The following is a 26,812-nucleotide window of genomic DNA, read 5'->3' on the forward strand; positions in this document are numbered from 1 at the left end:
CGCTGATGCGCGTTTGAACCCAAACTGAGGAAATGTCAGATGGCAAAGAAGATTGATGCTTATATTAAGCTACAAGTAAAATCCGGTTCTGCGAACCCGTCACCACCAGTTGGTCCAGCTTTGGGTCAAAAAGGTGTGAACATCATGGAATTCTGTAAAGCGTTTAACGCCCGTACAGAAAAAATGGAAAAAGGCATGCCTATTCCAGTCGTGATCACTGTATACAGTGACCGTTCATTCACTTTTGAAACCAAGACTTCTCCAGCGTCTTACTTACTGAAGACTGCTGCAGGCCTGAAATCAGGTTCTCCACGTCCAAACACTCAGAAAGTGGGTACTATCGCTCGCGCTAAAGTTCAAGAAATTGCTGAACTTAAAGCTGCCGATATGACTGGTGCTGACATTGAAGCGATGACTCGCTCAATCGAAGGTACTGCGCGTTCAATGGGTTTGGTTGTAGAGGATTAATATAATGGCAAAGCTAACTAAACGCATGCGCGTAATTCGCGAGAAAGTTGACGGTACTAAAAGCTACGATATCAACGAAGCTGTTGCTCTGTTAAAAGAATTAGCAACTGCAAAATTCGTTGAAAGTGTAGACGTAGCAGTTAACCTGGGTATTGACCCACGTAAATCTGACCAAAACGTTCGTGGTGCAACAGTGTTGCCACATGGTACTGGTCGTGACGTTCGCGTTGCAGTATTTACACAAGGTGCAAATGCTGAAGCTGCTAAAGCTGCTGGCGCTGAGCTAGTTGGTATGGATGATCTGGCTGAGAAAATCAAAGCCGGTGAAATGAATTTTGACGTAGTTATCGCATCTCCAGATGCAATGCGCGTTGTTGGTATGTTAGGTCAAATCTTAGGCCCACGTGGTTTAATGCCTAACCCTAAAACAGGTACAGTAACGCCAAACGTTGCTGAAGCTGTTAAGAACGCCAAAGCGGGTCAAGTTCGTTACCGTAACGACAAGAACGGTATTATCCACACTACTATCGGTAAAGTGGATTTCACACCAGTTCAATTGAAAGAAAACTTGGAAGCGTTAGTGTCAGCACTGAAAAAGGCTAAGCCTGCAGTTGCTAAAGGCATTTTCGTGAAAAAGATCAGCATCTCTACCACTATGGGTGCAGGTGTTGCAGTTGATCAAGCTACGCTTGAAACAACTCTATAATTTTACAAAGCGGGTGCATTAGTCTATAATGCGCGCACTTTGTGGGTTGAAGCCTGTTTTATCTTCCGTTTAGGCGGAGTTTAACTCAGGTTTCCGTCCAAGACCGCAGGTGTTTTTTGTAAAAATAACTTAATTTCCTGCGTAGACGGTGTCAGGCCCCAGCTAAAATTTTTTACTGGATAATCTGCACCGTAAGTCACTAAATACATAAGTATTTAGTATGGTAAATACTAGGGAATACCCTAGGTAGAATCCAGGAGTAAAGCCAATGGCATTAAGACTCGAAGACAAAAAAGCGATTGTTGCTGAAGTCAACGAAGCTGCCAAAGGTGCGCTATCTGCAGTTGCCGCTGATTCTCGCGGTGTGACTGTAGGTGCTATGACCGGTCTGCGTAAAAAAGCTCGCGAAGCTGGTGTATATGTACGTGTAGTACGTAACACGCTAGCTCGTCGTGCTGTTGAAGGTACTGCTTTTGAGTGCCTAGCAGAAACGTTCACTGGCCCAACTTTGATTGCGTTTTCTTTAGAGCACCCAGGTGCTGCAGCACGTCTGTTAAAAGACTTTGCTAAAGAACAAGCTAACTTCGAAGTTAAAGGCGCAGCCTTTGAAGGGAATTTCATCCCTGCAGCTGAAATTGATCGTTTGGCGAAACTGCCAACATACGAAGAAGCACTAGCTCAGTTAATGATGACTATGAAAGAAGCATCTGCTGGCAAGTTCGTTCGTACACTGGCCGCCCTGCGCGATCAAAAACAAGAAGCCGCTTAATTTCAAGCTGGCTGCTTAATAAAATTGAATTCAGAACAATAGGAAACATTTGTTATGTCTATCACTAAAGACCAAATCTTAGAAGCCTTTGCAGCTATGTCTGTAATGGAAGTTGTTGAACTGATCGAAGCTATGGAAGAGAAGTTCGGCGTTTCTGCCGCTGCTGCTGTTGTTTCTGGCGGTGCAGAAGCAGTTGTTGTTGAAGAACAAACAGAATTCAACGTAGTTCTGACTGCTCACGGCGACAACAAAGTTGCAGTTATTAAAGCCATCCGTGGCGCAACTGGTTTAGGCCTGAAAGAAGCTAAAGCTATGTCTGAAGCTGCTCCAGTAGCAGTTAAAGAAGGCGTTTCTAAAGAAGAAGCTGAAGCTCTGAAGAAAGAACTTACTGAAGCTGGTGCTTCTGTAGAAATTAAGTAAGCTATTATTTAGCTTGCTCACCCAAGCCACTTGGGTGGAGGCTGGCGGTTTTTTAACCGTCGGCCTTTTTTGCGCTATATGCGCTGGCGATTTTTTTTCACCGTTTGTCGCCAAATTTTGCAGTCCCTAGCAGAGATTACTGGTTAGGTTCTTGCCATCAACGGTGATGGGCAAACGTGCTGAATTTTAATAACTTAAGTTATTTATTCAGTCTTGGTCACATCTCGTAAGCAGAGGAAACCCATGGTTTACTCCTATTCTGAAAAGAAGCGTATTCGCAAAGACTTTGGTAAGCGTCCAAAAGTTTTGGATATCCCTTATTTATTGTCTATCCAGCTAGACTCTTTTAAGAAGTTCACCGATCAAGATCCTACCGGTGAGCGCGGTTTAGAAGCCGCCTTCCGTAGCGTTTTTCCCATCAAGAGCTTTTCTGGTAACTCAGAACTGCAATACGTCAGCTATAAGCTTGGCGAGCCTGTTTTTGATGTGAAAGAGTGTCAGATCCGTGGTGTTACGTATTCAGCTCCACTACGCGTTAAATTACGCATGGTGTTGTATGACCGTGAAGCAGCGGCGGGCACAGTAAAAGATATTAAAGAACAAGAAGTCTACATGGGTGATATCCCATTGATGACGGATAACGGTACTTTTGTTATCAACGGTACTGAGCGTGTAATCGTATCTCAATTACACCGTTCTCCAGGCGTGTTCTTTGATCATGACCGTGGTAAAACCCACTCATCAGGTAAGGTGCTGTATAACGCACGTATTATTCCTTACCGTGGTTCATGGCTTGACTTTGAATTCGATCCTAAAGATGCACTATTTGTGCGTATTGACCGTCGCCGCAAACTGCCTGCGACCATCATGTTACGTGCATTAGAATATTCTACTCAAGAGATCCTCGATCTGTTCTTCGAACGCGTTGAGTTCAAGATCAAGAAAGATACTCTGGTCATGTCTTTGGTGCCTGAACGTCTGCGTGGCGAAACTGCCAGCTATGACATCAAGGATGCTGAAGGTTCTGTACTGGTTGAAGCGGGACGTCGTATTACTGCGCGTCACATTCGTCAGTTAGAAAAGACCAATACCACTGAGCTTGAAGTGCCAGTTGAATATATCGTGGGCAAATATGCTGCTCAAGATTATATCGATCCGGACACAGGTGAAGTTTTAGTCTCTGCCAACAGTGAAATTAGCTTAGAAGATCTGGCTAAACTATCATTGGCCGGTATTAAAGATATCAGTACGTTGTATATCAACGAGCTAGATCATGGTGCTTATATTTCAGATACGCTGCGTATCGATTCAACCACTAACCGCTTAGAAGCGCTGGTTGAGATCTATCGTATGATGCGTCCTGGCGAGCCACCAACCAAAGATGCTGCCGAAGCACTATTCCAGAACTTGTTCTTCAGTGAAGAGCGTTATGACCTGTCTAAAGTAGGTCGTATGAAGTTCAACCGTCGTCTCAGCATTCCTGATGACGAAGGTAGCGGTGTATTGTCTAAAGAAGACATCGTCGCGGTAATGAAGAACATCATTCATATCCGTAACGGTTTCGACGAAGTCGATGACATCGATCACTTAGGTAACCGTCGTATTCGTAGCGTCGGTGAAATGGCTGAAAACCAATTCCGTGTTGGTTTAGTCCGTGTTGAGCGCGCCGTGCGTGAACGTCTGTCTTTAGGTGATCTGAATGAGCTGATGCCACAAGACTTGATCAACGCTAAGCCAATTTCTGCTGCAGTGAAAGAGTTCTTCGGTTCTTCTCAGCTGTCACAATTCATGGACCAAAACAACCCGCTGTCAGAAGTAACGCATAAGCGTCGTATTTCTGCTCTTGGCCCTGGTGGTTTGACTCGTGAACGTGCAGGCTTCGAAGTCCGCGACGTACATCCAACGCATTATGGTCGTTTATGTCCAATTGAGACCCCTGAAGGTCCAAACATTGGCCTAATCAACTCATTAGCAAGTTTTGCCCGTACTAACTCCTACGGCTTCCTAGAAACGCCATACCGCAAGGTTATCGACGGCGTGATTACTGACGAAGTGGAATACTTGTCAGCAATTGAAGAAGGTCGTTATGTGATTGCACAGGCGAACATCGAAGTTGACGCTAGCGGTCGTATGGCAGAAGAGCAAATTGCTTGTCGTCATAAAGGTGAATCAACCTTTATGCGCGCTGCTGACATCCAGTATATGGACGTTTCGCCACAACAGATTATTTCTGTTGCTGCGTCACTGATCCCGTTCTTAGAACACGACGATGCTAACCGTGCCTTGATGGGTGCGAACATGCAACGTCAAGCCGTACCCACACTGCGCTCTGAAAAGCCGCTAGTAGGTACTGGTATTGAACGTACTTTGGCTGTTGACTCTGGTGTTGTGGTTGTTGCTAAACGTGGTGGTTTTGTAGACTACGTTGATGCGAGCCGCATCGTTGTTAAAGTAAATGAAGATGAGCTGCGCCCAGGCGAAGCCGGTATCGACATTTATAACCTGACTAAATACACCCGTTCTAACCAAAACACTTGTATCAACCAACGCCCTTGTTGTGCTGTTGGTGAGCCAGTCGTTCGTGGTGACGTGTTAGCAGACGGTCCGTCTACTGACTTAGGTGACTTAGCCCTTGGCCAGAACATGCGTATCGCATTCATGCCTTGGAACGGTTACAACTTCGAAGACTCGATCTTAATTTCTGAGCGTGTAGCGCAAGAAGACCGTTTCACCACTATCCACATTCAGGAGCTGTCTTGTATTGCTCGTGATACCAAACTGGGTAGCGAAGAAATTACGGCTGATATTCCAAACGTAGGTGAATCTGCTCTGTCGAAACTCGACGAGTCAGGTATCGTTTACATTGGTGCAGAAGTGAAGGGTGGCGATATTCTGGTTGGTAAAGTGACGCCAAAAGGCGAAACACAGCTAACGCCAGAAGAGAAGTTACTCCGTGCTATCTTCGGTGAGAAAGCGTCTGATGTTAAAGACAGTTCACTGCGTGTTCCTAACTCTGTTAAGGGCACTATCATCGACGTTCAGGTATTTACCCGTGACGGCGTTGAAAAAGACAAGCGTGCAGTTGAAATCGAAGAGATGCACATTGCCCAAGCTCGTAAAGACTTAGGCGAAGAGTTCAAGATCCTTGAAGAAGGTGTATTGAGCCGTGCGCGTAACTTGTTAATCGGTGCTGGTTTCACTGAAGCGCAAATTGCTGCGTTGCCACGTAAAGATGTATTGGTTCAAGTCATTGACGATGAAGCAAAACAAACTGAACTTGAGCAATTAGCTGAACAGCATGAAGAGCTGAAAGCTGACTTCGATAAGAAGTTTGAAATCAAACGTCGCAAGATCACCCAAGGTGATGACTTGGCGCCAGGCGTACTCAAAATCGTTAAGGTTTACTTAGCGGTTAAGCGTACTATCCAACCTGGTGACAAGATGGCGGGTCGTCACGGTAACAAGGGTGTTATCTCTAAGATTTGCCCAATCGAAGACATGCCATATGACGAACAAGGTAACCCAGTAGACATCGTATTGAACCCGCTAGGTGTTCCATCACGTATGAACATTGGTCAGGTACTTGAAGTCCATATGGGCGCCGCTGCCAAAGGCATTGGTAACAAGATCACTGCGATGCTTGAAGAACAGCGTGAGCTGGCTGAAGTTCGTGGTTACATCAAGCAAGTTTATGAATTAGGTGACGAAGTGCAGCAGCGCGTCGATATCGATTCATTCACTGATGATGAAGTATTACGTCTTGCGACTAACCTGAAAGGCGGTATCCCGATTGCAACTCCTGCATTCGACGGTGCTAAAGAGAAAGAGATCAAGCAGATGCTTGAACTTGCAGGTTTGCCAACCTCTGGTCAGTTGAAGTTGTTTGATGGTCGTACCGGTAACGAATTTGAGCGTCAAGTAACGGTAGGTTACATGTACATGCTCAAACTGAACCACTTAGTTGATGACAAGATGCACGCCCGTTCTACCGGTTCGTACAGCTTAGTGACTCAACAACCACTGGGCGGTAAAGCTCAGTTCGGTGGTCAGCGTTTCGGTGAGATGGAAGTGTGGGCACTAGAAGCATACGGTGCCGCTTATACGCTTCAAGAAATGCTCACTGTTAAATCGGATGACGTTAACGGTCGTACTCAGATGTATAAGAACATCGTCGACGGTAACCATCAGATGCAACCTGGCATGCCAGAGTCCTTCAACGTGTTACTGAAGGAGATCCGTTCACTCGGTATTAATATCGAGTTGGATCAGGCATAAGCGCAGGCCTTTAGCCGCGTTTGGCAAACAGAATGGTGCTCCGTGCAAGCGGAGCACCCGGTTTAACTCCTTCAGGAGAGAAACGTGAAAGACTTATTAAAGTTTCTGAAACAGCAAAGCAAGACTGAAGAATTTAACGGCATCAAAATTGGTCTGGCATCGCCTGATCTGATCCGTTCTTGGTCTTTTGGTGAAGTTAAGAAGCCAGAAACCATCAACTACCGTACCTTCAAGCCTGAGCGTGAAGGTCTGTTCTGTGCGCGTATCTTTGGCCCAGTCAAAGATTACGAATGTTTGTGCGGTAAGTACAAACGTTTGAAGCACCGTGGTGTTATTTGTGAAAAGTGTGGCGTTGAAGTAACCCAAACTAAAGTACGTCGTGAGCGTATGGGTCACATCGAACTGGCTAGCCCAGTTGCGCACATTTGGTTCTTAAAATCACTGCCGTCACGTATTGGCTTAATGCTGGATATGACGCTGCGTGATATCGAACGCGTACTGTATTTTGAATCATTTGTCGTGATCGAGCCTGGCATGACCAGCCTTGAACGTGGCCAAATGCTGACAGAAGAAACTTATCTGGATGCATTAGAAGAATACGGTGATGAGTTCGAAGCTAAAATGGGTGCCGAAGCAGTACTTGAACTGTTACGTGCTATCGATTTAGCGAAAGAAATCGAACAAATGCGTGAAGAATTGCCTTCAATCAATTCTGAGACTCGTCGCAAGAAAGTGACTAAACGTCTTAAGTTGATGGAAGCATTCTACACTTCAGGCAACAAGCCTGAGTGGATGATCTTAAAAGTACTGCCTGTGTTACCACCTGACTTACGTCCGTTGGTACCGCTCGATGGCGGCCGCTTCGCGACTTCAGATCTTAACGACCTGTATCGCCGCGTGATCAACCGTAACAACCGTTTGAAGCGTCTGTTAGATTTAGCTGCGCCAGACATTATCGTACGCAACGAAAAGCGTATGTTACAAGAGTCTGTTGATGCGCTATTAGATAACGGTCGTCGTGGCCGTGCTATTACCGGTTCTAACAAGCGTCCTCTGAAATCTTTGGCTGATATGATCAAAGGTAAGCAAGGTCGTTTCCGTCAGAACTTGTTGGGTAAGCGCGTTGACTATTCTGGTCGTTCGGTAATTACCGTAGGTCCTACTCTACGTCTGCACCAATGTGGTCTTCCTAAGAAGATGGCACTGGAACTGTTCAAGCCATTCATCTATGGCAAGCTAGAAGGTCGTGGCTTAGCTACTACTATCAAAGCGGCTAAGAAGATGGTTGAGCGTGAAGTAGCGGAAGTTTGGGACGTTCTGGATGAAGTGATCCGCGAACATCCAGTGATGCTCAACCGTGCACCAACACTGCACAGACTGGGTATCCAAGCGTTCGAACCTGTACTGATTGAAGGTAAAGCGATCCAGTTACACCCACTCGTTTGTGCGGCATACAACGCCGACTTCGACGGTGACCAAATGGCGGTACACGTACCGTTAACACTGGAAGCGCAGCTTGAAGCCCGTGCCCTGATGATGTCTACCAACAACATCCTGTCACCAGCCAACGGCGAGCCTGTTATCACCCCGTCTCAAGACGTGGTATTGGGCCTGTACTATACCAGCCGTGAGCGTATTAACGGCCGTGGTGAAGGTATGGCATTTATGTCTGTTGCTGAAGTTGAAAAAGCTTACGCAACTGGCGCTGCTGAACTGCATGCCCGCGTTAAAGTTCGTATCACTGAAACCATTATTGGTGACGATGGTGAGCGCACTGAACAACGCCGTATCGTTGATACGACTGTGGGTCGTGCTTTGCTGTCACTTATTCTGCCAGCAGGTTTGTCATTTGATCTGGTTAACCAGAACATGGGCAAAAAGCAGATCTCTAAACTGTTGAACACCTGTTATCGTCAACTGGGTCTGAAAGATACTGTTATCTTCGCTGACCAATTGATGTATACCGGTTTCCGTTTTGCAACCATCTCTGGTGCCTCTGTCGGTATCGATGACATGGTTATTCCAGACGAGAAATACACCTTAGTTGCTGATGCAGAAGCGGAAGTTCTTGAAATTCAAGAGCAGTTCCAATCTGGTCTAGTCACAGCCGGTGAGCGTTACAACAAAGTTATCGATATCTGGGCAAGTGCCAACGAAAAAGTTTCTAAAGCTATGATGGAAAACCTGTCAACTGAGACAGTGATTAACCGTGATGGCGTTGAAGAGAAACAAGCCTCGTTTAACAGCATCTATATGATGGCTGACTCAGGCGCTCGTGGTAGTGCCGCACAGATCCGTCAGTTGGCGGGTATGCGTGGTCTGATGGCTAAGCCAGACGGCTCAATCATCGAAACGCCAATTACCGCTAACTTCCGTGAAGGTCTAAACGTACTCCAGTACTTTATTTCTACTCACGGTGCGCGTAAAGGTCTAGCCGATACGGCATTGAAGACAGCGAACTCGGGTTACCTGACTCGTCGTCTTGTAGACGTTGCACAAGATTTAGTGGTTATCGAAGACGATTGTGGTACTCACGAAGGTCTAACCATGAAACCGCTGATTGAAGGTGGTGATGTGGTTGAGCCGTTACGTGAACGCGTACTGGGTCGTGTGGTTGCGATTGATGTGTTCTATCCAGGCACTGAAGACGTATTAGCACCACGTAACACGCTACTCGACGAAGCATGGTGTGACAAGTTAGAAGAGCATTCAATCGACGAAGTGATTGTACGTTCTGTTATTTCTTGTGATACCGATTTCGGTGTGTGTGCAGCCTGTTACGGTCGTGACTTGGCTCGTGGTCATATTATCAACCACGGTGAAGCCATCGGTGTTGTGGCAGCACAATCTATCGGTGAACCAGGTACACAGTTAACGATGCGTACGTTCCACATCGGTGGTGCGGCATCTCGAGCGTCTGCAGAAAACAATGTCCAAGTGAAAAACTCGGGTTCATTGAAACTGCATAATGCTAAGCATGTTACTAACAGTGACGGCAAACTAGTTATCGTTTCTCGTTCTTCTGAACTGGCCGTTATTGACGAGCTGGGTCGTGAGAAAGAGCGTTATAAAGTGCCATACGGTACTGTGCTCGAGAAACTAGAAGAAGCAGCTGTTGAAGCGGGCGATGTTATCGCTAACTGGGATCCACATACTCACCCAATCATTTCTGAAGTGGCGGGTAGTATCAAGTTCGTAGACATGATTGACGGTGTCACTATGACACGTCAAACAGACGAACTAACGGGTCTGTCATCAATCGTGATCCTTGACGTTGGTCAGCGTGGTACTGCGGGTAAAGAAATGCGCCCAATGATCCGTCTGCTTGGCGCTAATGGTGCTGACTTGATGATCCCAGGTACTGAAGTGCCAGCACAATACTTCTTACCAGGTAGTGCGATCGTTAACTTAGAAGATAACGCGCAAATCAACGTGGGTGACGCATTAGCTCGTATTCCTCAGGAATCGTCTAAAACACGCGACATCACCGGTGGTCTGCCACGCGTTGCTGACTTGTTCGAAGCGCGTAAGCCAAAAGAGCCTGCTATTCTGGCGGAAATCTCTGGTACCATCTCGTTTGGTAAAGAGACCAAGGGTAAGCGTCGTTTGGTGATTACACCTGCTGATGGCGGCGATCATTATGAAGAGATGATCCCTAAGTGGCGTAACTTAAACGTGTTCGAAGGTGAAAAAGTCGAACGTGGTGAAGTTATCGCTGACGGTCCAGAAGCTGCGCACGACATTCTGCGTCTTCGTGGTATCCACAACGTAGCTAACTACATTGTGAACGAAGTACAGGACGTTTACCGTCTGCAAGGCGTGAAGATCAACGATAAGCATATCGAAGTGATCATCCGTCAGATGCTGCGTAAGTGTCTTATCACTTCTGCCGGTGACACTGACTTCCTCGAAGGGGAACAAGCTGAAGTGTCACGCGTGAAGATCGCTAACCGCGAACTGATCGCCCAAGGTAAAGTGCCTGCGACCTTTGAACGTGAACTACTGGGTATTACTAAAGCATCTCTGGCAACAGAATCCTTTATCTCAGCAGCATCGTTCCAAGAAACCACGCGCGTACTGACCGAAGCCGCCGTAGGTGGTAAGAGCGATCAATTACGTGGTCTGAAAGAAAACGTTATCGTTGGCCGACTGATCCCAGCCGGTACTGGTTACGCTTATCACAAGACTCGTAATGAAGCGCGTGCGAAGAAAAACGAACCTGTAGTAGTGAACAAGATCACTGCAAGTGAAGCCGAACAGAACTTGGCCGATCTCTTAAACTTGGCTGGTAGCCAAGATTAAGTAATAAGTTTGTTATAAAAAGGCGCCTATGGCGCCTTTTTTCTTGTAATATGCCGCAAAAGTTGGCTATTTCTTGACAGTCAGGCATTACCTTTCTAAAATTCCGCGTCCCACCATTGTGGGATATAGATTTTTCACACCTTATCGTTGAGTTTGATTCAACTGACTCGGAGCTATACATGGCAACTGTAAACCAGTTGGTACGTAAGCCACGCGCGCCAAAAGTCGACAAGACTAACGTGCCTGCGTTGAATGCGTGCCCGCAAAAACGTGGTGTTTGTACACGTGTGTACACTACTACCCCTAAAAAACCTAACTCTGCACTACGTAAAGTAGCTCGTGTGCGTCTAACTAACGGTTTCGAAGTTACTTCGTACATCGGCGGTGAAGGCCACAACCTGCAGGAACATAGCGTGATCTTAATCCGTGGTGGTCGTGTTAAAGACTTACCAGGTGTGCGTTATCACACTATTCGTGGCGCATTAGACTGTGCAGGCGTGACTTCACGTCGCCAAAGCCGTTCTAAATACGGTGCTAAGCGTCCTAAGTCTTAACTTATCCGTTAAGTAAGGCCAAGCTAGTTTTATTTTGAGAATTCCAGTTTTGGAAATCCCTGAAGCATACGGAGAATTGTTATGCCAAGACGTCGCGTTGTAGGACAACGTAAAATCCTACCAGATCCAAAGTTTCACAGTGAGTTGCTGGCTAAGTTCATCAACGTCATTATGCAAGACGGCAAAAAGTCGACTGCAGAAAAAATTATTTACAAGGCACTAGATGTTGTCGCTGAAAAGAAAAGCGAAAACCATTTAGTTATCCTTGAAGCAGCCCTGGACAACGTTCGCCCATCAGTCGAAGTTAAATCTCGTCGCGTTGGTGGTTCTACGTACCAGGTACCATGTGAAGTTCGTCCTGTGCGTCGTAACGCACTGGCGATGCGCTGGTTAGTTGAAGCTGCTCGTAAGCGTGGTGAAAAATCTATGGCTTTACGTCTGGCAGGTGAAATGCTGGATGCGTCTGAAAACAAAGGTACTGCTGTTAAGAAGCGTGAAGACGTGCATCGCATGGCTGAAGCTAACAAAGCCTTTGCTCATTACCGTTGGTAATATGATGGTGTGGGCTTAGGCCCACACCATAGTTGTTGATATTGCCAAGGCTTAGGTCTTGGTGGAGAGGGTATAATCGTGGCTCGTACAACCCCAATTGAGCGTTATCGTAATATCGGTATTTGTGCTCATGTTGACGCAGGTAAAACCACCACAACAGAACGTGTTCTGTTCTATACCGGTTTGTCTCATAAAATCGGTGAGGTGCATGACGGCGCCGCTACCACAGACTGGATGGTTCAAGAGCAAGAGCGTGGTATCACTATCACCTCGGCTGCGGTAACCACATTCTGGCGTGGTATGGATGCTCAATTCACTGAACACCGCATCAATATCATCGATACCCCTGGTCACGTTGACTTTACTATTGAAGTTGAACGGTCTCTGCGCGTCCTCGACGGTGCTGTTGTCGTTTTCTGTGGTTCATCTGGTGTTGAACCTCAGTCAGAAACAGTGTGGCGTCAAGCTGATAAATACCGCGTTCCACGTTTGGTATTTATCAACAAGATGGACCGTGCAGGTGCAGACTTTGAACGTGTAGTGAAGCAAATTAGAACTCGTCTTGGAGCCACTTGTGTGCCTATTCAATTGAATATTGGTGCAGAAGAAAACTTCAAAGGCGTGATCGACTTAATCAAGATGAAAGCAATTAACTGGAATGAATCAGACCAGGGTATGACTTTCACTTATGAGGAGATCCCTGCAGAGTTAGCAGCTAAAGCGGCTGAAATGCATGAGTATCTGGTTGAAGTGGCAGCCGAATCTTCGGATGAACTGATGGATAAGTACCTTGAAGAAGGCACGCTATCAGAAGACGAAATTAAAAAGGCGCTACGTCAGCGTACTATAAATAATGAAATCGTTTTAGCGACTTGTGGTTCTGCATTTAAGAACAAAGGCGTTCAAGCGGTACTTGATGCGGTTATTGAATTCTTGCCAGCGCCAATTGATGTGCCTCCAATTAAGGGCATCGATGAGAACGACCAAGAAGTAGAACGCCCATCAGATGACAATGCGCCTTTTGCTGCATTGGCATTTAAGATTGCTACAGATCCATTCGTAGGAACTTTGACCTTTATTCGCGTGTACTCTGGCGTACTCGAATCAGGTTCGGGCGTTTACAACTCTGTCAAACAGAAGCGTGAACGCGTAGGTCGCATGGTGCAAATGCACGCAAACGATCGTACTGAACTGAAAGAAGTCCGTGCTGGTGATATCGCAGCGGCGATTGGTCTAAAAGAAGTGACTACGGGTGATACGCTTTGTGATAACGATCATAGAGTGATCTTGGAACGTATGGAGTTCCCAGAGCCAGTAATTACCATTGCCGTTGAGCCTAAGTCAAAAGCCGACCAGGACAAAATGGGTATCGCGTTGCAAAAGCTTGCAGCGGAAGATCCATCATTCCGAGTTGAAACTGACGAAGAATCATCACAAACTCTGATTTCGGGTATGGGTGAGTTACACTTAGACATCATCGTCGACCGTATGCGTCGCGAATTCGGTGTTGAATGTAACGTAGGTAAGCCACAAGTGGCCTACCGCGAAACTATCCGAGCTTCAGTAGAAGCTGAAGGTAAATTTGTACGCCAATCAGGTGGTCGTGGACAATTCGGTCACGTTTGGTTAAAACTAGAGCCTAATGAAGAAGGCGCTGGTTACGAATTTGTCAATGCTGTTGTGGGAGGTGTGATTCCTCGTGAATTCATTCCTGCGGTTGATAAAGGTATCCAAGAACAGATGAAGAATGGCGTTCTCGCTGGCTTCCCTGTGTTGGACGTGAAGGTCACTCTGTTCGATGGTTCATATCATGATGTGGATTCGAACGAGATGGCGTTCAAAATTGCAGGTTCTATGGGCTTCAAAAAGGGTGCGCTTGAAGCGAATCCGGCGTTGCTCGAACCTTGCATGAAAGTAGAAGTAACTACCCCTGAAAATTATATGGGTGACGTCGTTGGTGATTTGAACCGTCGTCGTGGCTTAATTGAAGGGATGGATGATGGCTTCGGTGGCATCAAAATAGTCCATGCTGTAGTGCCTCTTTCTGAAATGTTTGGTTATGCAACTGATTTGCGCTCTGCTACACAGGGTCGCGCTTCATACTCTATGGAGTTCTTGAAGTACTCTGATGCACCGCAAAACATTGCAAAAGCGATTATTGAATCTCGTAGCTAATATCCAGTTACGACATAAATGTTATTATGGTCCAGCACTGACTGGACTATTCTGAAAAGAAAGGAATATATCGTGGCAAAAGCTAAATTTGAACGTATTAAGCCTCACGTAAACGTGGGCACCATTGGTCACGTTGACCATGGTAAAACCACACTGACTGCAGCTATCTCTCACGTACTGGCTAAGACCTACGGTGGCGAAGCTAAAGACTTCTCTCAAATCGATAACGCTCCAGAAGAGCGTGAGCGCGGTATTACGATCAATACCTCTCACATCGAATATGACACGCCTTCACGTCACTACGCACACGTAGACTGCCCAGGCCACGCTGACTATGTTAAAAACATGATCACTGGTGCTGCACAGATNTGAGTTGCTCTTTAACAAGATAAAACAAGAAATCTGTGTGGACACTCACAGGTGTTGAGTTAATCGAAACTGCTTAACCTTCGGGTTGGCAGTCAAAAATTTAAATCAATGTAACAATGAGTGTTCATAGCAATATGTACAGTTTGTTTCTTTAGTTAGAAACAAAAAATCAGAATTCATTGAGCCGCTGAAGTCGCAAGACGGAAGCAACAAAACTTTAATTGAAGAGTTTGATCATGGCTCAGATTGAACGCTGGCGGCAGGCCTAACACATGCAAGTCGAGCGGCAGCGCAAGGGAGTTTACTCCTGAGGCGGCGAGCGGCGGACGGGTGAGTAATGCCTAGGGATCTGCCCAGTCGAGGGGGATAACAGTTGGAAACGACTGCTAATACCGCATACGCCCTACGGGGGAAAGGAGGGGACCTTCGGGCCTTCCGCGATTGGATGAACCTAGGTGGGATTAGCTAGTTGGTGAGGTAATGGCTCACCAAGGCGACGATCCCTAGCTGTTCTGAGAGGATGATCAGCCACACTGGGACTGAGACACGGCCCAGACTCCTACGGGAGGCAGCAGTGGGGAATATTGCACAATGGGGGAAACCCTGATGCAGCCATGCCGCGTGTGTGAAGAAGGCCTTCGGGTTGTAAAGCACTTTCAGTAGGGAGGAAAGGTAGCAGTTTAATACGCTGTTACTGTGACGTTACCTACAGAAGAAGGACCGGCTAACTCCGTGCCAGCAGCCGCGGTAATACGGAGGGTCCGAGCGTTAATCGGAATTACTGGGCGTAAAGCGTGCGCAGGCGGTTTGTTAAGCGAGATGTGAAAGCCCTGGGCTCAACCTAGGAATAGCATTTCGAACTGGCGAACTAGAGTCTTGTAGAGGGGGGTAGAATTCCAGGTGTAGCGGTGAAATGCGTAGAGATCTGGAGGAATACCGGTGGCGAAGGCGGCCCCCTGGACAAAGACTGACGCTCATGCACGAAAGCGTGGGGAGCAAACAGGATTAGATACCCTGGTAGTCCACGCCGTAAACGATGTCTACTCGGAGTTTGGTGTCTTGAACACTGGGCTCTCAAGCTAACGCATTAAGTAGACCGCCTGGGGAGTACGGCCGCAAGGTTAAAACTCAAATGAATTGACGGGGGCCCGCACAAGCGGTGGAGCATGTGGTTTAATTCGATGCAACGCGAAGAACCTTACCTACTCTTGACATCCACGGAATTCGCTAGAGATAGCTTAGTGCCTTCGGGAACCGTGAGACAGGTGCTGCATGGCTGTCGTCAGCTCGTGTTGTGAAATGTTGGGTTAAGTCCCGCAACGAGCGCAACCCCTATCCTTATTTGCCAGCACGTAATGGTGGGAACTCTAGGGAGACTGCCGGTGATAAACCGGAGGAAGGTGGGGACGACGTCAAGTCATCATGGCCCTTACGAGTAGGGCTACACACGTGCTACAATGGCGAGTACAGAGGGTTGCAAAGCCGCGAGGTGGAGCTAATCTCACAAAGCTCGTCGTAGTCCGGATTGGAGTCTGCAACTCGACTCCATGAAGTCGGAATCGCTAGTAATCGTGGATCAGAATGCCACGGTGAATACGTTCCCGGGCCTTGTACACACCGCCCGTCACACCATGGGAGTGGGCTGCAAAAGAAGTGGGTAGCTTAACCTTCGGGGGGGCGCTCACCACTTTGTGGTTCATGACTGGGGTGAAGTCGTAACAAGGTAGCCCTAGGGGAACCTGGGGCTGGATCACCTCCTTACCTATACGACTAACTTAATGTTTGTTGAGTGTTCACACAGATTGCTTGTTTAGCTTCTCTTAGGAGAAGTCAGAGCTAAATGCGCCGCGAGCCGGTACGCATTGTTCTTTAACAATTTGGAAAGCTGATAGTATTTAATTACATGAGTCTGTCATGTGATTAATTACAAAACGTTTAATGCGCAAGCATTGAACATGAGTTCTCAAACACTTTATTAAGTGTCTTGAATATTCAATAGTAAATTATTCTTTATTGAATAGTTTACGTCTAAGGCGCGTCCACTTCTTTGGTCAGAAGTGAGACAAGTAAAACCAAGCTGGTCGCAATGCGGCGCAGATGAGTGAAACTCATTTGGGTTGTATGGTTAAGCGACTAAGCGTATACGGTGGATGCCTTGGCAGTCAGAGGCGATGAAGGACGTAGTAACTTGCGAAAAGCGTTGGCGAGCTAGTAACAAGCATTTGAGCTAACGATGTCCGAATGGGGGAACCCAGCAGCATAAGCTGTTATCGCAACATGAATACATAGTGTTGCGAGGCGAACGAGGGGAACTGAAACATCTAAGTACCCTTAGGAAAAGAAATCAACCGAGATTCCCCTAGTAGCGGCGAGCGAACGGGGATTAGCCCTTAAGTCAGTGGGGTGTTAGTGGAATGCGTTGGAAAGCGCAGCGGCACAGGGTGATAGCCCCGTACATGAAAACTAACCATTGATGAAAACGAGTAAGGCGGGACACGTGACATCCTGTTTGAATATGGGGGGACCATCCTCCAAGGCTAAATACTCCTGACTGACCGATAGTGAACCAGTACCGTGAGGGAAAGGCGAAAAGAACCCCTGTGAGGGGAGTGAAATAGAACCTGAAACCGTATACGTACAAGCAGTGGGAGCGGTTCTTGAGACCGTGACTGCGTACCTTTTGTATAATGGGTCAGCGACTTACATTTTGTAGCGAGGTTAAGCGAATAGCGGAGCCGTAGGGAAACCGAGTGTTAACTGCGCGTTTAGTTGCAAGGTGTAGACCCGAAACCCGGTGATCTAGCCATGGGCAGGTTGAAGGTTGAGTAACATCAACTGGAGGACCGAACCGACTAATGTTGAAAAATTAGCGGATGACTTGTGGCTGGGGGTGAAAGGCCAATCAAACCGGGAGATATCTGGTTCTCCTCGAAAGCTATTTAGGTAGCGCCTCGAGCGAATACCATTGGGGGTAGAGCACTGTTAAGGCTAGGGGGTCATCCCGACTTACCAACCCTTTGCAAACTCCGAATACCAATGAGTACTACTCGGGAGACAGACGGCGGGTGCTAACGTCCGTCGTCAAAAGGGAAACAACCCAGACCGTCAGCTAAGGTCCCAAAGTACTAGCTAAGTGGGAAACGATGTGGGAAGGCTTAGACAGCTAGGATGTTGGCTTAGAAGCAGCCATCATTTAAAGAAAGCGTAATAGCTCACTAGTCGAGTCGGCCTGCGCGGAAGATGTAACGGGGCTAAGCTAGTCACCGAAGCTACGGGTGCACAGTTTACTGTGCGCGGTAGAGGAGCGTTCTGTAAGCCGTTGAAGGTGAAGGGGTAACCCACGCTGGAGGTATCAGAAGTGCGAATGCTGACATGAGTAACGATAAAGGGGGTGAAAAACCCCCTCGCCGAAAGACCAAGGGTTCCTGTCCAACGTTAATCGGGGCAGGGTGAGTCGACCCCTAAGGTGAGGCCGAAAGGCGTAATCGATGGGAAACAGATTAATATTTCTGTACTTCCGCTAACTGCGATGGAGAGACGGAGAAGGCTAGGCTAGCGCGGCGTTGGTAGTCCGCGTTTAAGGTGGTAGGTGGTGTTCTTAGGCAAATCCGGGAACACGTACTTTAATGTACACACTGAGAGCTGATGACGAGGTCCTACGGGACTGAAGTAGTTGATGCCATGCTTCCAGGAAAATCTTCTAAGCTTCAGGTTAGTGGGAATCGTACCCCAAACCGACACAGGTGGTCGGGTAGAGAATACCAAGGCGCTTGAGAGAACTCGGCTGAAGGAACTAGGCAAAATGGTACCGTAACTTCGGGAGAAGGTACGCTCCTGTTGGTGATGAGACTTGCTCTCTAAGCTGACGGGAGTCGCAGATACCAGGTGGCTGCAACTGTTTATCAAAAACACAGCACTGTGCAAACTCGCAAGAGGAAGTATACGGTGTGACGCCTGCCCGGTGCCGGAAGGTTAATTGATTGGGTTATCGCAAGAGAAGCTCATGATCGAAGCCCCGGTAAACGGCGGCCGTAACTATAACGGTCCTAAGGTAGCGAAATTCCTTGTCGGGTAAGTTCCGACCTGCACGAATGGCGTAATGATGGCCACGCTGTCTCCAGCCGAGACTCAGTGAAGTTGAAATTGCGGTGAAGATGCCGTATACCCGCGGCTAGACGGAAAGACCCCGTGAACCTTTACTATAGCTTGGCACTGAACATTGAACCTACATGTGTAGGATAGGTGGGAGACTTTGAAGTTGTGACGCTAGTCATGATGGAGTCGTCCTTGAAATACCACCCTTGTAGTTTTGATGTTCTAACCTAGGTCCCTTATCGGGATTAGGGACAGTGCCTGGTGGGTAGTTTGACTGGGGCGGTCTCCTCCCAAAGAGTAACGGAGGAGCACGAAGGTTGGCTAAGTACGGTCGGACATCGTACGGTTAGTGCAATGGCATAAGCCAGCTTAACTGCGAGACATACACGTCGAGCAGGTACGAAAGTAGGTCATAGTGATCCGGTGGTTCTGAATGGAAGGGCCATCGCTCAACGGATAAAAGGTACTCCGGGGATAACAGGCTGATACCGCCCAAGAGTTCATATCGACGGCGGTGTTTGGCACCTCGATGTCGGCTCATCACATCCTGGGGCTGAAGTCGGTCCCAAGGGTATGGCTGTTCGCCATTTAAAGTGGTACGCGAGCTGGGTTCAGAACGTCGTGAGACAGTTCGGTCCCTATCTGCCGTGGGCGTTGGATGATTGAAGGGAGCTGCTCCTAGTACGAGAGGACCGGAGTGGACGAACCGCTGGTGTTCGGGTTGTCATGCCAATGGCATTGCCCGGTAGCTACGTTCGGAATCGATAACCGCTGAAAGCATCTAAGCGGGAAGCGAGCCCTAAGATGAGTCATCCCTAGGAATTTAATTCCTCTAAAGAGCCGTTCGAGACTAGGACGTTGATAGGCATGGTGTGTAAGCGTTGTGAGGCGTTGAGCTAACATGTACTAATGACTCGAGAGGCTTAACCATACAACCCAGATGGGTTTTACTGAAAATGTTCCAGACATTTTCTAGCACTTCCTCCTTCCATGGAGGTCGTACGAAAGCCTTAGACAGAATACAGATACTTGATAAAGTTAAAGACTCAACAGAAAATCAGCTTTCCGAATTATTATTAGCGTGAGCCAGAGATGGACACGGTAATAAACAGAATTTGCTTGGTGACAATAGCCTTGTGGAACCACCTGATCCCATCCCGAACTCAGAAGTGAAACGCAAACGCGCCGATGGTAGTGTGGGGTCTCCCCATGTGAGAGTAGGTCATCGCCAAGCGCCTAATTATCTCATTGAGATGTAACGAAGCCAGCTGAATAAGCTGGCTTTTTTGCGTATGCAATTTGTTAAATTGTCATTTAAAGACCAATGCTATCTAGCATTTTTCTATTCATTTTAGTTTTGGTTCTTCTGCTAGTTCTTTACGTTTTTTCCTTCCTTTATTTCAGACTTTTCTACTCTAAGTTGATTATTTACATGAAGATCTCGCTTAGTTTGATAAGTCCTTTTGCTTAGTGGTTAGTTTCCCGTTAGCATACAAAAATATTAATTTTTTTGTTAACGGCCATCTGTTGCCTATGCTTCGTAAGCTTTCGCTCGCGGTACTGCTTCCTCTTTGTATGCTGACCCTATATTTAGTGTTGGTCATAGGTGAGTACCTGTTCGAAAGTGACCAAGTTAGGGCTGAACTTGCGCAGCGACAGTCGGCTTTGATAAAGCAACAGTTGTTCCGCATGCAGAATGTGGTTCAATCGGCGCAAGCTTTACAGGATGTGGAGCGGATTGAGCAGGAAGTTTCCTTGGCTGCACTGGATATGGGCACTATGGTGTATATCTTGGTTGATGCTGAAAGCCGTATTCGTTTTGCTAATCATACTGTGTGGCGTGATAGCAATGCGACTCAAGTCATCGATGGTTATGATGTAGATCTTCACCGCTCTGTGGTTCAAGCTTTTCTTCCGCAGATCCTCGTTAATCTCGACCGTTTAACTATTCAAGCATATTATCCCGTTCTTCCCCAGTATGGTGGGGCTGTTGATTTGATTTATCTTGAAGCCGATTTAGCCCCTTTAGTTGCCGAAGCTTCTGCTAAGTTGCAGCAACGTTTTATGCGGGTTTGGGGCCTTGGCGGATTATTGCTGATTGGCTTTACCTTTATTTTATATTTCCTGCTGATCCGCCCATTCCAAATGTTGAGCGAGGCAGCTAAGCTGGTAGGTACTTCTTCCTTTTCGACATCGATACCTTGGAGTTCATCTGAAGTTTTATCTTTGCAAGCCAGTTTGCAGCAGGCACATGAGCGTTTAAGTCGGGCAGTTAAACAGCTGAATGACAGTGAATTGCGTTGGTTATTTGCTGTGGAAGGTTCGCGTAACGGTATTTGGGATTGGGACATCAGTACGGGGGAGGTTTTTCTTTCTGATCGCTGGAAAGAGATGATTGGTTATGCGCCTGATGAATTGGCTGGAGTATTCCAGACATGGGAGACGCGGCTACATCCCGATGATAAGCAGATTGTGTTAGATGCTTTGCAGGAATACGTTAGCGGAAAGAGTAAAGAATTTGAAAGTGTTCACCGCTTACGGCATAGAGATGGCCATTATGTGTGGGTGTTAGACCGCGGTATGTTAGTTGATTGGGATCCCCAAGGCCGCCCGACTCGCATGATAGGCATTCATATGGATGTGTCAGAAAGCGCGAAGAACCATGCTGCAATTACTGAGCTTGTGGATCAATCTGTTGTCGGTCGCAAGATGTTGCCCGATGTCTTTATGGGGCGTTTATCGCAATTTTTAACCCAAGGTAATAGTTCGGGGCAATGGGGAGCATTGCTGCTCGTTGAGGTGGATCGCTTAGGATTGGTCGCCACTTTAAATTCCCATGAATTAGAGCGCTTGTTAACGCAAATCGCGGCCCGTTTATCGAGTTATTTCACTGAAAATATAACGGTCGGTCGATTAGGGTCTGGTAATTTCGTTTTGCTTGCTAAAGATTTAGCGGCAGATGCGTCAGCCGCTGCTCGTCGTGCTTTAGCCCTTGCGAGTGAGTTAAGGCAAGTGATTGCTCGACCATTCCATTACGGTCATCATCACTTTGAGCTGAGCGCGTGTGTGGGAATCTGTTTACTCGATAGTATAGAAACCTTAGATCCCGCTTTAGTGATGCGTCGTGCCGAGTTAGCAACGTTAAGATCTAAGCAAGCAGGTCAAGCTGGGTGCGCTTTTTACCATGCTGAAATGGACTTTCGCCAGAGCCGTGATGAGCTGTTGCAACAGGAATTACAAACCGCATTACAACAAGATAGCTTAACGTTAATGTTCCAGCCTGTGATCAATGCGACCAGTGAACTTGTCTCGGCTGAAGTGCTCACGCGTTGGTATCGTGCTGATGGAGAGTTTATTCCGCCAGCTGAATTTGTGGCGTTAGCAGAACAAGGGGGAATTATTGCTGAGCTTGATCTTTGGGTGGCTAAGCGGGTGTGTCTGTTTATTCAGAAATCGCGGGCTCAAGGAAGGAGTTTGCCTCCTTTGACTCTCAATATCAGTGCATTCTCATTTGGTCAGGCAGATTTTGTTGATACATTCGTTGGGTTGGTTAAGGAGCATGGTATTGGTGCTAATCAACTGGGTATTGAGCTCAATGAGGCCGCATTTTTAATGCAACCACAGTTTGTGGATGAGCGTGTCTCTAAGTTAGTTGAAGCAGGTGTAGGCATCATCCTCGATCATTTCGGTTCGGGCTCGAGTGCCTTGAGCTGCTTAGCGAATCAGCCATTAGTTGCGGTTAAATTGGATATGAGTTGTATTGATTCATTAACCACAATGCCAACAAAAGTGAATGTACTTATTACCTCTGCGCGGCAATTCAATTTGAGCGTTGTCGCCAAAGGTGTCGAATCATCCCAACAATATCAAGCTTTTGTTGAACTTGGCTGTGATGGCTATCAAGGCTATTTATTCAGTCGAGCCTTAAACCAAGCGGACTTTATCCAGCTTGTTTGTCCTCGTCCTTTATTGCGTAGCGTTTAAAGAAGTCGAGAGCATAGTTTAAGGCTTGGTTTCGGCAGGCGTCTTTTTCCATAAAAATCTCATGGGCAGCCCCAGCGATTACTTTCAATTGGCAATGGGTACTCACGGCGAGATTCTGGGCCGCATTATCAACAATCTTATCTTCACTCGCTTGCAGTATCAGTATCGGAGTGCGAATTTGTGCCGTTGCCAGTACGCAAGTATCTGCCGCATCTAAAGATTCAGTCAACCAACGGTTAGTGGGTGAACCGAGTTGTAACTTAGGGGCAGCATCATACAATTCTCGGTAGGCTTGGTATCGGGTTTGGCTGTGAGTTAGCTCATTCCCTTTGAACGGAACAGGTTTATAGTTTTGTCCTGCAAGTACATAATTAGGCTCGCCGCCATTGAGTGTGGTATCGAGTTTACTGGCTAACCAGCGCACGAACGCTTTTGGCATAGGTAATTTAATGCCATACATGGGCGCTGAAAATGCCGCGGCGGTAAAAATATCGGGATGCTGTTTGAGATACAAAGTGCCAATCGCGCCACCCATTGAATGGCCAAGTAGCATGAGTTGTTTGTCGTTTTGTGGTAACACTATCTTCTGCATAAATAGTGCAAAATCATCAATATAATCATTGAATCTTCGCACATGGCCCATGTGTGGATTGATTGTCATACGATCCGATAGCCCTTGGCCACGGTGATCTATGGCATAAACAGAGTAACCTTGTTGGTATAAGTCGAAGACCAATTCTTGATACTTTAAATAGGACTCGACTCGGCCACTGCTGAGAACGATTGCGGTATGCGCTTGGGGATGTTTGACCATCATATAGGCCAGCGTAACGCCGTCGGCAGAGGCTAGCGTGTCTTGAACAACGCTTTGCCAGAAGGCTTGCTGCTCTGAGGTATTTAAATCGTGTTCAGTCGAAAATGTCGCTTTGGCTTGGCTCATACTCAGTCGCAAATCATTTGGCTTGAATGGTTTGTTAGAGTGTAACAGACAACCATGGGAGTCTGAAAATACCGACTCCCATGAATTTCATTAACTTAGCGTGTCGCCTTTTTCGCTTCAATAAAATCATTGATTTGCTGTTCGAGGATCGACATAGGCACTGAGCCATTTTCGAGCACAGCATCGTGGAAGGCACGAATATCAAATTTGTCGCCGAGTTCCTGTTCTGCCTTGGCACGTAATCGTTTGATTGTTAACTCACCAATTTTGTAGGATAAGGCTTGTCCTGGCCACGAAATATAGCGGTCAATTTCGGTAGTGACATTGTGCAGTGATAGTGCGGTATTGCTGGCCATAAAGTCGATGGCTTGTTGACGACTCCATCCTTGGGCGTGCATGCCAGTATCTACGACTAAACGCGCCGCGCGCCACATTTCATAGGTTAAGCGACCAAAGTTACTGTATGGATCTTGGTAGAAACCAGCTTCTAAACCTAAATATTCGCAATATAGCCCCCATCCTTCACCAAAGGCAGAGATATAGCCATAACGACGGAAATCTGGGAGTGAGGTTAGCTCAGAGTTGAGTGAAATTTGCAGATGATGACCGGGTACGGCTTCGTGCAAGGTTAAGGCTTCTAGCTCGTAGAGTGGGCGTTTATCCAATGCATAAGTGTTGACCCAGTAGTAACCGGGTTCATCATCGCTGTTCGATCCTGAATATCGCCCAGTGGTGTATTTCGGTGCAATTTCGGCGGGCACTGGCGCTATACCATAGGGTTGGCGTGGGAGTTTGCCGAAGTACTTAGGTAGCATGGCATCGGCTTTTTTGGCAATAAATGCCGCTTCTTTGAGTAACTGCTCGGCACTGGTGGTGTAGAACTGGGGATCGGTCCGCAGGAAATGTAAGAAGTCGGCAAAGTTGCCTTTAAAACCTACTGACGCGATGATTTGTTCCATTTCTTGGCGGATACGTTGTACTTCTTTTAAACCCAGTTCATGCACTTCTGCTGATGTCATATTCAAGGTCGTATAGTAACGTACCCGATTCTCATAAAATTCAGCACCGTTAGGTAAGCTACTGGCCGCGATATTTTCCCGTGCATTGGGAATGTACTCTTTAGTCATAAAATCATAGAAGTTTTGGTACAGAGGTAGAACTTTTTGCTCAACTAAAGCGTGGCCTTCTTGGGTCAGCTGAGTTTTTTGTGCCTCAGTGAAATAGCTGGGATATTGAGTAAAAGGTTTGAAATAACTGCTCTTTTCAACAGGGACGATATAAGCACTGATACTGTCTTCAAAGCCATTGAGTGTTACTTTTGGCGGCGTTATTCCCTCGGCTAATCCTTGTTTTAGCCAGTGGGTTTGCTGGGCGAAATAGGTAGGGAGAGTATTGAGTTTGGCAATATAGTTGCGGTAATCCTCAAGGGTGCTGAATCTTCCCTGTGCGATTGACGTGATATAAGCGTGGAAGCCGCTTTCCGCCGTAATGGGCAGGTAATAATCCTTGAAACGATATAGGTCGACATCGTTTTGGATCTGATCTTCCAGTATTTGAGCGTTAATCTTATCTTCTTTACTCAAGTTGCTGCGGTCGAGTGCTTTGAGCTGCGCTAGTACTGCTATTTGACCTTGATTAAGCTTAGCGAGCGCGGCTGGCGAGAGATCCGCTAATTTTCCTGCTGCACTGGCATCGCCCATGCTGTAAGCCATTTCAGGACTCGCACTGAGCTGTAATTGCCAGCTTTGGTCGATAATCGCTTGCAGCGCTGGGGCGATTGGCTCAACTTGCGACTGTGCTGCTGATATTGTCTGTGACGATGGGGTTTGAATATCTTTTGTGGTTTGAGTGGCACTGCAGGCGCCTAATGCGCATATCAATAAACTGGGGGTTAAGAGTTTATGCATGTTAGATCTCTGATATTTTCGTTGTTATTGAAGTCATTATGCCTGATGAATGCGGCCGTTCCTTGTATGGATATTAAGCAGAATTGTGACTGAATGTGAATTTAAATGCGTTTGGCGCATAAATGCCCCCGAAAATGCGTGTTAAACTTAGTGTCCGCCCTCGACCAAATAACAAAAGCATTGGCTGGGTAGTTCAAATAGGGGTTAAATATGATTGATACATCCATTCCATTGGTGGATCTGCATCGTCACCTAGACGGTAATGTGCGGGTAAATACCATTTGGGAACTAGGACACCAACACGGCATTGCGCTACCTGCCGATTCTTTAGAGACACTCGCACCTTTTGTGCAAATTCAGGGGAAAGAAACTAGCTTAGTCGCCTTCTTAAAGAAGCTCGATTGGATGGTTGCTGTACTCGCAGATTTGGATGCGGTTAAACGCGTCGCCTATGAAAACGTTGCCGATGCGGCGTTATCTGGCTTAGATTACGCTGAGTTACGTTTTAGTCCTTACTATATGGCGATGAACCATAAGTTACCGATTGAAGGCGTAGTTGAGGCGGTAGTTGACGGCGTTAAAGCGGGCTTAAAAGACTATAACGTGAAGATCAATTTGATTGGCATTATGTCACGTTCATTTGGTCAAGCTGCTTGTACTCAAGAACTTGAAGGCTTACTCGCCCATAAACAACATCTCGTGGCTATGGACTTAGCCGGTGATGAATTAGGCTTCCCTGGCGAGTTATTTAACGATCACTTTAAACGTGTTCGTGATGCTGGCCTTGCGATTACGGCTCACGCCGGTGAAGCTGCAGGTTCACAAAGTATGTGGCAAGCGATTCAAGAACTTGGCGCAACTCGAATTGGTCATGGGGTGAACGCGATTCACGATCCTAAGCTGATGGAATATCTTGCTAAGCACCGTATTGGCATCGAATCTTGCCCAACCAGTAACTTGCATACTTCTACTGTGGCTTCTTACGCTGAGCATCCATTCAGAACCTTTATGGATGCAGGCGTGTTGATAAGCCTAAATACCGATGATCCCGGTGTGAGCGCTATCGATATTAATCATGAGTATCGTATCGCCAAATCTGAACTCAAGTTAACCGATGCTGAGTTAGCGCAGGTGCAACGTAACGGCGTTGAAATGGCATTTTTATCGGACAGTGAGCGCAAAGCACTGTATGCCGCTAAGGTATAAGTCGATTCTGAGTCGTTAATAAAAATAGCTATGAATAAAAAATCCGACTCTAGAGTCGGATTTTTTATGAGCGTTTACGAGTGCTGCGAT

The 26,812-nt window shown here is 46.9% G+C and carries 13 protein-coding genes, 3 rRNA genes and 1 pseudogene; 15 read left to right on the forward strand and 2 right to left on the reverse strand.

Features of this window, described 5'->3' with window-relative positions; all coding sequences use genetic code 11:
- Window positions 1–39: 39 nt before the first annotated feature.
- The 14 genes and pseudogenes from rplK to HUB64_RS21105 all read left to right on the forward strand — a co-directional run bounded on the left by rplK (window position 40) and on the right by HUB64_RS21105 (window position 22,669).
- A complete protein-coding gene (gene rplK, locus HUB64_RS21040; RefSeq protein WP_006083611.1) occupies window positions 40–468 on the forward strand; it encodes a 50S ribosomal protein L11 in 429 nt (142 codons plus the stop codon).
- A 4-nt stretch (window positions 469–472) separates the two neighbouring features.
- The gene (gene rplA, locus HUB64_RS21045; RefSeq protein ID WP_105251030.1) at window positions 473–1,174 is read left to right on the forward strand and encodes a 50S ribosomal protein L1; all 702 of its coding nucleotides are present in this window, start codon (window positions 473–475) and stop codon (window positions 1,172–1,174) included.
- 268 nt (window positions 1,175–1,442) lie between these two features.
- Window positions 1,443–1,943, forward strand: coding sequence for a 50S ribosomal protein L10 (gene rplJ, locus HUB64_RS21050; RefSeq protein ID WP_006083609.1), 501 nt, complete (start codon window positions 1,443–1,445; stop codon window positions 1,941–1,943).
- A 54-nt stretch (window positions 1,944–1,997) separates the two neighbouring features.
- Window positions 1,998–2,363 (forward strand): 50S ribosomal protein L7/L12, encoded by a 366-nt coding sequence (gene rplL, locus HUB64_RS21055; protein ID WP_105251031.1) that lies wholly within the window; start codon window positions 1,998–2,000, stop codon window positions 2,361–2,363.
- A gap of 243 nt (window positions 2,364–2,606) precedes the next feature.
- Window positions 2,607–6,638: a DNA-directed RNA polymerase subunit beta gene (rpoB, locus tag HUB64_RS21060; RefSeq protein WP_105251032.1), complete on the forward strand. Its 4,032-nt coding sequence runs from the start codon at window positions 2,607–2,609 to the stop codon at window positions 6,636–6,638.
- A gap of 84 nt (window positions 6,639–6,722) precedes the next feature.
- Entirely contained in the window at window positions 6,723–10,940 is a 4,218-nt protein-coding gene (rpoC, locus tag HUB64_RS21065; RefSeq protein ID WP_105251033.1) for a DNA-directed RNA polymerase subunit beta', read from the forward strand.
- A gap of 179 nt (window positions 10,941–11,119) precedes the next feature.
- Complete coding sequence (gene rpsL, locus HUB64_RS21070) at window positions 11,120–11,494, forward strand: 30S ribosomal protein S12 (RefSeq protein WP_006083605.1); 375 nt, start codon at window positions 11,120–11,122, stop codon at window positions 11,492–11,494.
- An 81-nt stretch (window positions 11,495–11,575) separates the two neighbouring features.
- On the forward strand, window positions 11,576–12,046 hold the full coding sequence (gene rpsG / locus HUB64_RS21075) for a 30S ribosomal protein S7 (protein WP_011787570.1): 471 nt from the start codon (window positions 11,576–11,578) through the stop codon (window positions 12,044–12,046).
- Between the two features lie 78 nt (window positions 12,047–12,124).
- Entirely contained in the window at window positions 12,125–14,221 is a 2,097-nt protein-coding gene (gene fusA, locus HUB64_RS21080) for an elongation factor G (protein ID WP_006083603.1), read from the forward strand.
- 72 nt (window positions 14,222–14,293) lie between these two features.
- Window positions 14,294–14,587 (forward strand): annotated as a pseudogene (locus HUB64_RS21085) (GTP-binding protein); the annotation flags it as partial.
- 221 nt (window positions 14,588–14,808) lie between these two features.
- Window positions 14,809–16,351: ribosomal RNA gene (locus tag HUB64_RS21090) — 16S ribosomal RNA — on the forward strand.
- 362 nt (window positions 16,352–16,713) lie between these two features.
- Window positions 16,714–19,616: ribosomal RNA gene (locus HUB64_RS21095) — 23S ribosomal RNA — on the forward strand.
- A gap of 187 nt (window positions 19,617–19,803) precedes the next feature.
- Window positions 19,804–19,919, forward strand: a 5S ribosomal RNA gene (gene rrf / locus HUB64_RS21100).
- The 16S, 23S and 5S rRNA genes sit together here, the layout of an rRNA operon.
- 299 nt (window positions 19,920–20,218) lie before the next feature.
- Window positions 20,219–22,669, forward strand: coding sequence for a GGDEF domain-containing phosphodiesterase (locus HUB64_RS21105; RefSeq protein ID WP_173497792.1), 2,451 nt, complete (start codon window positions 20,219–20,221; stop codon window positions 22,667–22,669).
- Here HUB64_RS21105 and HUB64_RS21110 read toward each other — a convergent pair.
- Both HUB64_RS21110 and HUB64_RS21115 read right to left on the reverse strand, forming a co-directional pair.
- Window positions 22,626–23,609, reverse strand: coding sequence for an alpha/beta fold hydrolase (locus tag HUB64_RS21110; protein WP_105250768.1), 984 nt, complete (start codon window positions 23,607–23,609; stop codon window positions 22,626–22,628). The two genes, HUB64_RS21105 and HUB64_RS21110, sit on opposite strands and share 44 nt — an antisense overlap.
- Before the next feature lie 95 nt (window positions 23,610–23,704).
- Window positions 23,705–25,516, reverse strand: a complete 1,812-nt coding sequence (locus tag HUB64_RS21115; RefSeq protein ID WP_173497793.1) for a DUF885 family protein — start codon at window positions 25,514–25,516, stop codon at window positions 23,705–23,707.
- Window positions 25,517–25,726: 210 nt separating this feature from the next.
- On the opposite strand from HUB64_RS21115, the gene add reads away from it, so the two are divergent.
- Window positions 25,727–26,722, forward strand: a complete 996-nt coding sequence (gene add, locus HUB64_RS21120) for an adenosine deaminase (RefSeq protein ID WP_105250766.1) — start codon at window positions 25,727–25,729, stop codon at window positions 26,720–26,722.
- Window positions 26,723–26,812: the final 90 nt, after the last annotated feature.

Source organism: Shewanella sp. ISTPL2 (genome assembly GCF_013283205.1).
GTDB classification, from domain to species: domain Bacteria; phylum Pseudomonadota; class Gammaproteobacteria; order Enterobacterales; family Shewanellaceae; genus Shewanella; species Shewanella oncorhynchi.

Excerpts from the sequence above, each read along its gene's own strand:
- rplA (WP_105251030.1), top strand. The coding sequence starts at position 473 with ATGGCAAAGCTAACTAAACGCATGCGCGTAATTCGCGAGAAAGTTGAC.
- rplK (WP_006083611.1), top strand. The coding sequence starts at position 40 with ATGGCAAAGAAGATTGATGCTTATATTAAGCTACAAGTAAAATCCGGT.
- rpsL (WP_006083605.1), top strand. The coding sequence starts at position 11,120 with ATGGCAACTGTAAACCAGTTGGTACGTAAGCCACGCGCGCCAAAAGTC.
- rpoB (WP_105251032.1), top strand. The coding sequence starts at position 2,607 with ATGGTTTACTCCTATTCTGAAAAGAAGCGTATTCGCAAAGACTTTGGT.
- add (WP_105250766.1), top strand. The coding sequence starts at position 25,727 with ATGATTGATACATCCATTCCATTGGTGGATCTGCATCGTCACCTAGAC.
- HUB64_RS21110 (WP_105250768.1), bottom strand. The coding sequence starts at position 23,609 with ATGAGCCAAGCCAAAGCGACATTTTCGACTGAACACGATTTAAATACC.
- HUB64_RS21105 (WP_173497792.1), top strand. The coding sequence starts at position 20,219 with ATGCTTCGTAAGCTTTCGCTCGCGGTACTGCTTCCTCTTTGTATGCTG.
- rplJ (WP_006083609.1), top strand. The coding sequence starts at position 1,443 with ATGGCATTAAGACTCGAAGACAAAAAAGCGATTGTTGCTGAAGTCAAC.
- rpsG (WP_011787570.1), top strand. The coding sequence starts at position 11,576 with ATGCCAAGACGTCGCGTTGTAGGACAACGTAAAATCCTACCAGATCCA.
- HUB64_RS21115 (WP_173497793.1), bottom strand. The coding sequence starts at position 25,516 with ATGCATAAACTCTTAACCCCCAGTTTATTGATATGCGCATTAGGCGCC.
- rplL (WP_105251031.1), top strand. The coding sequence starts at position 1,998 with ATGTCTATCACTAAAGACCAAATCTTAGAAGCCTTTGCAGCTATGTCT.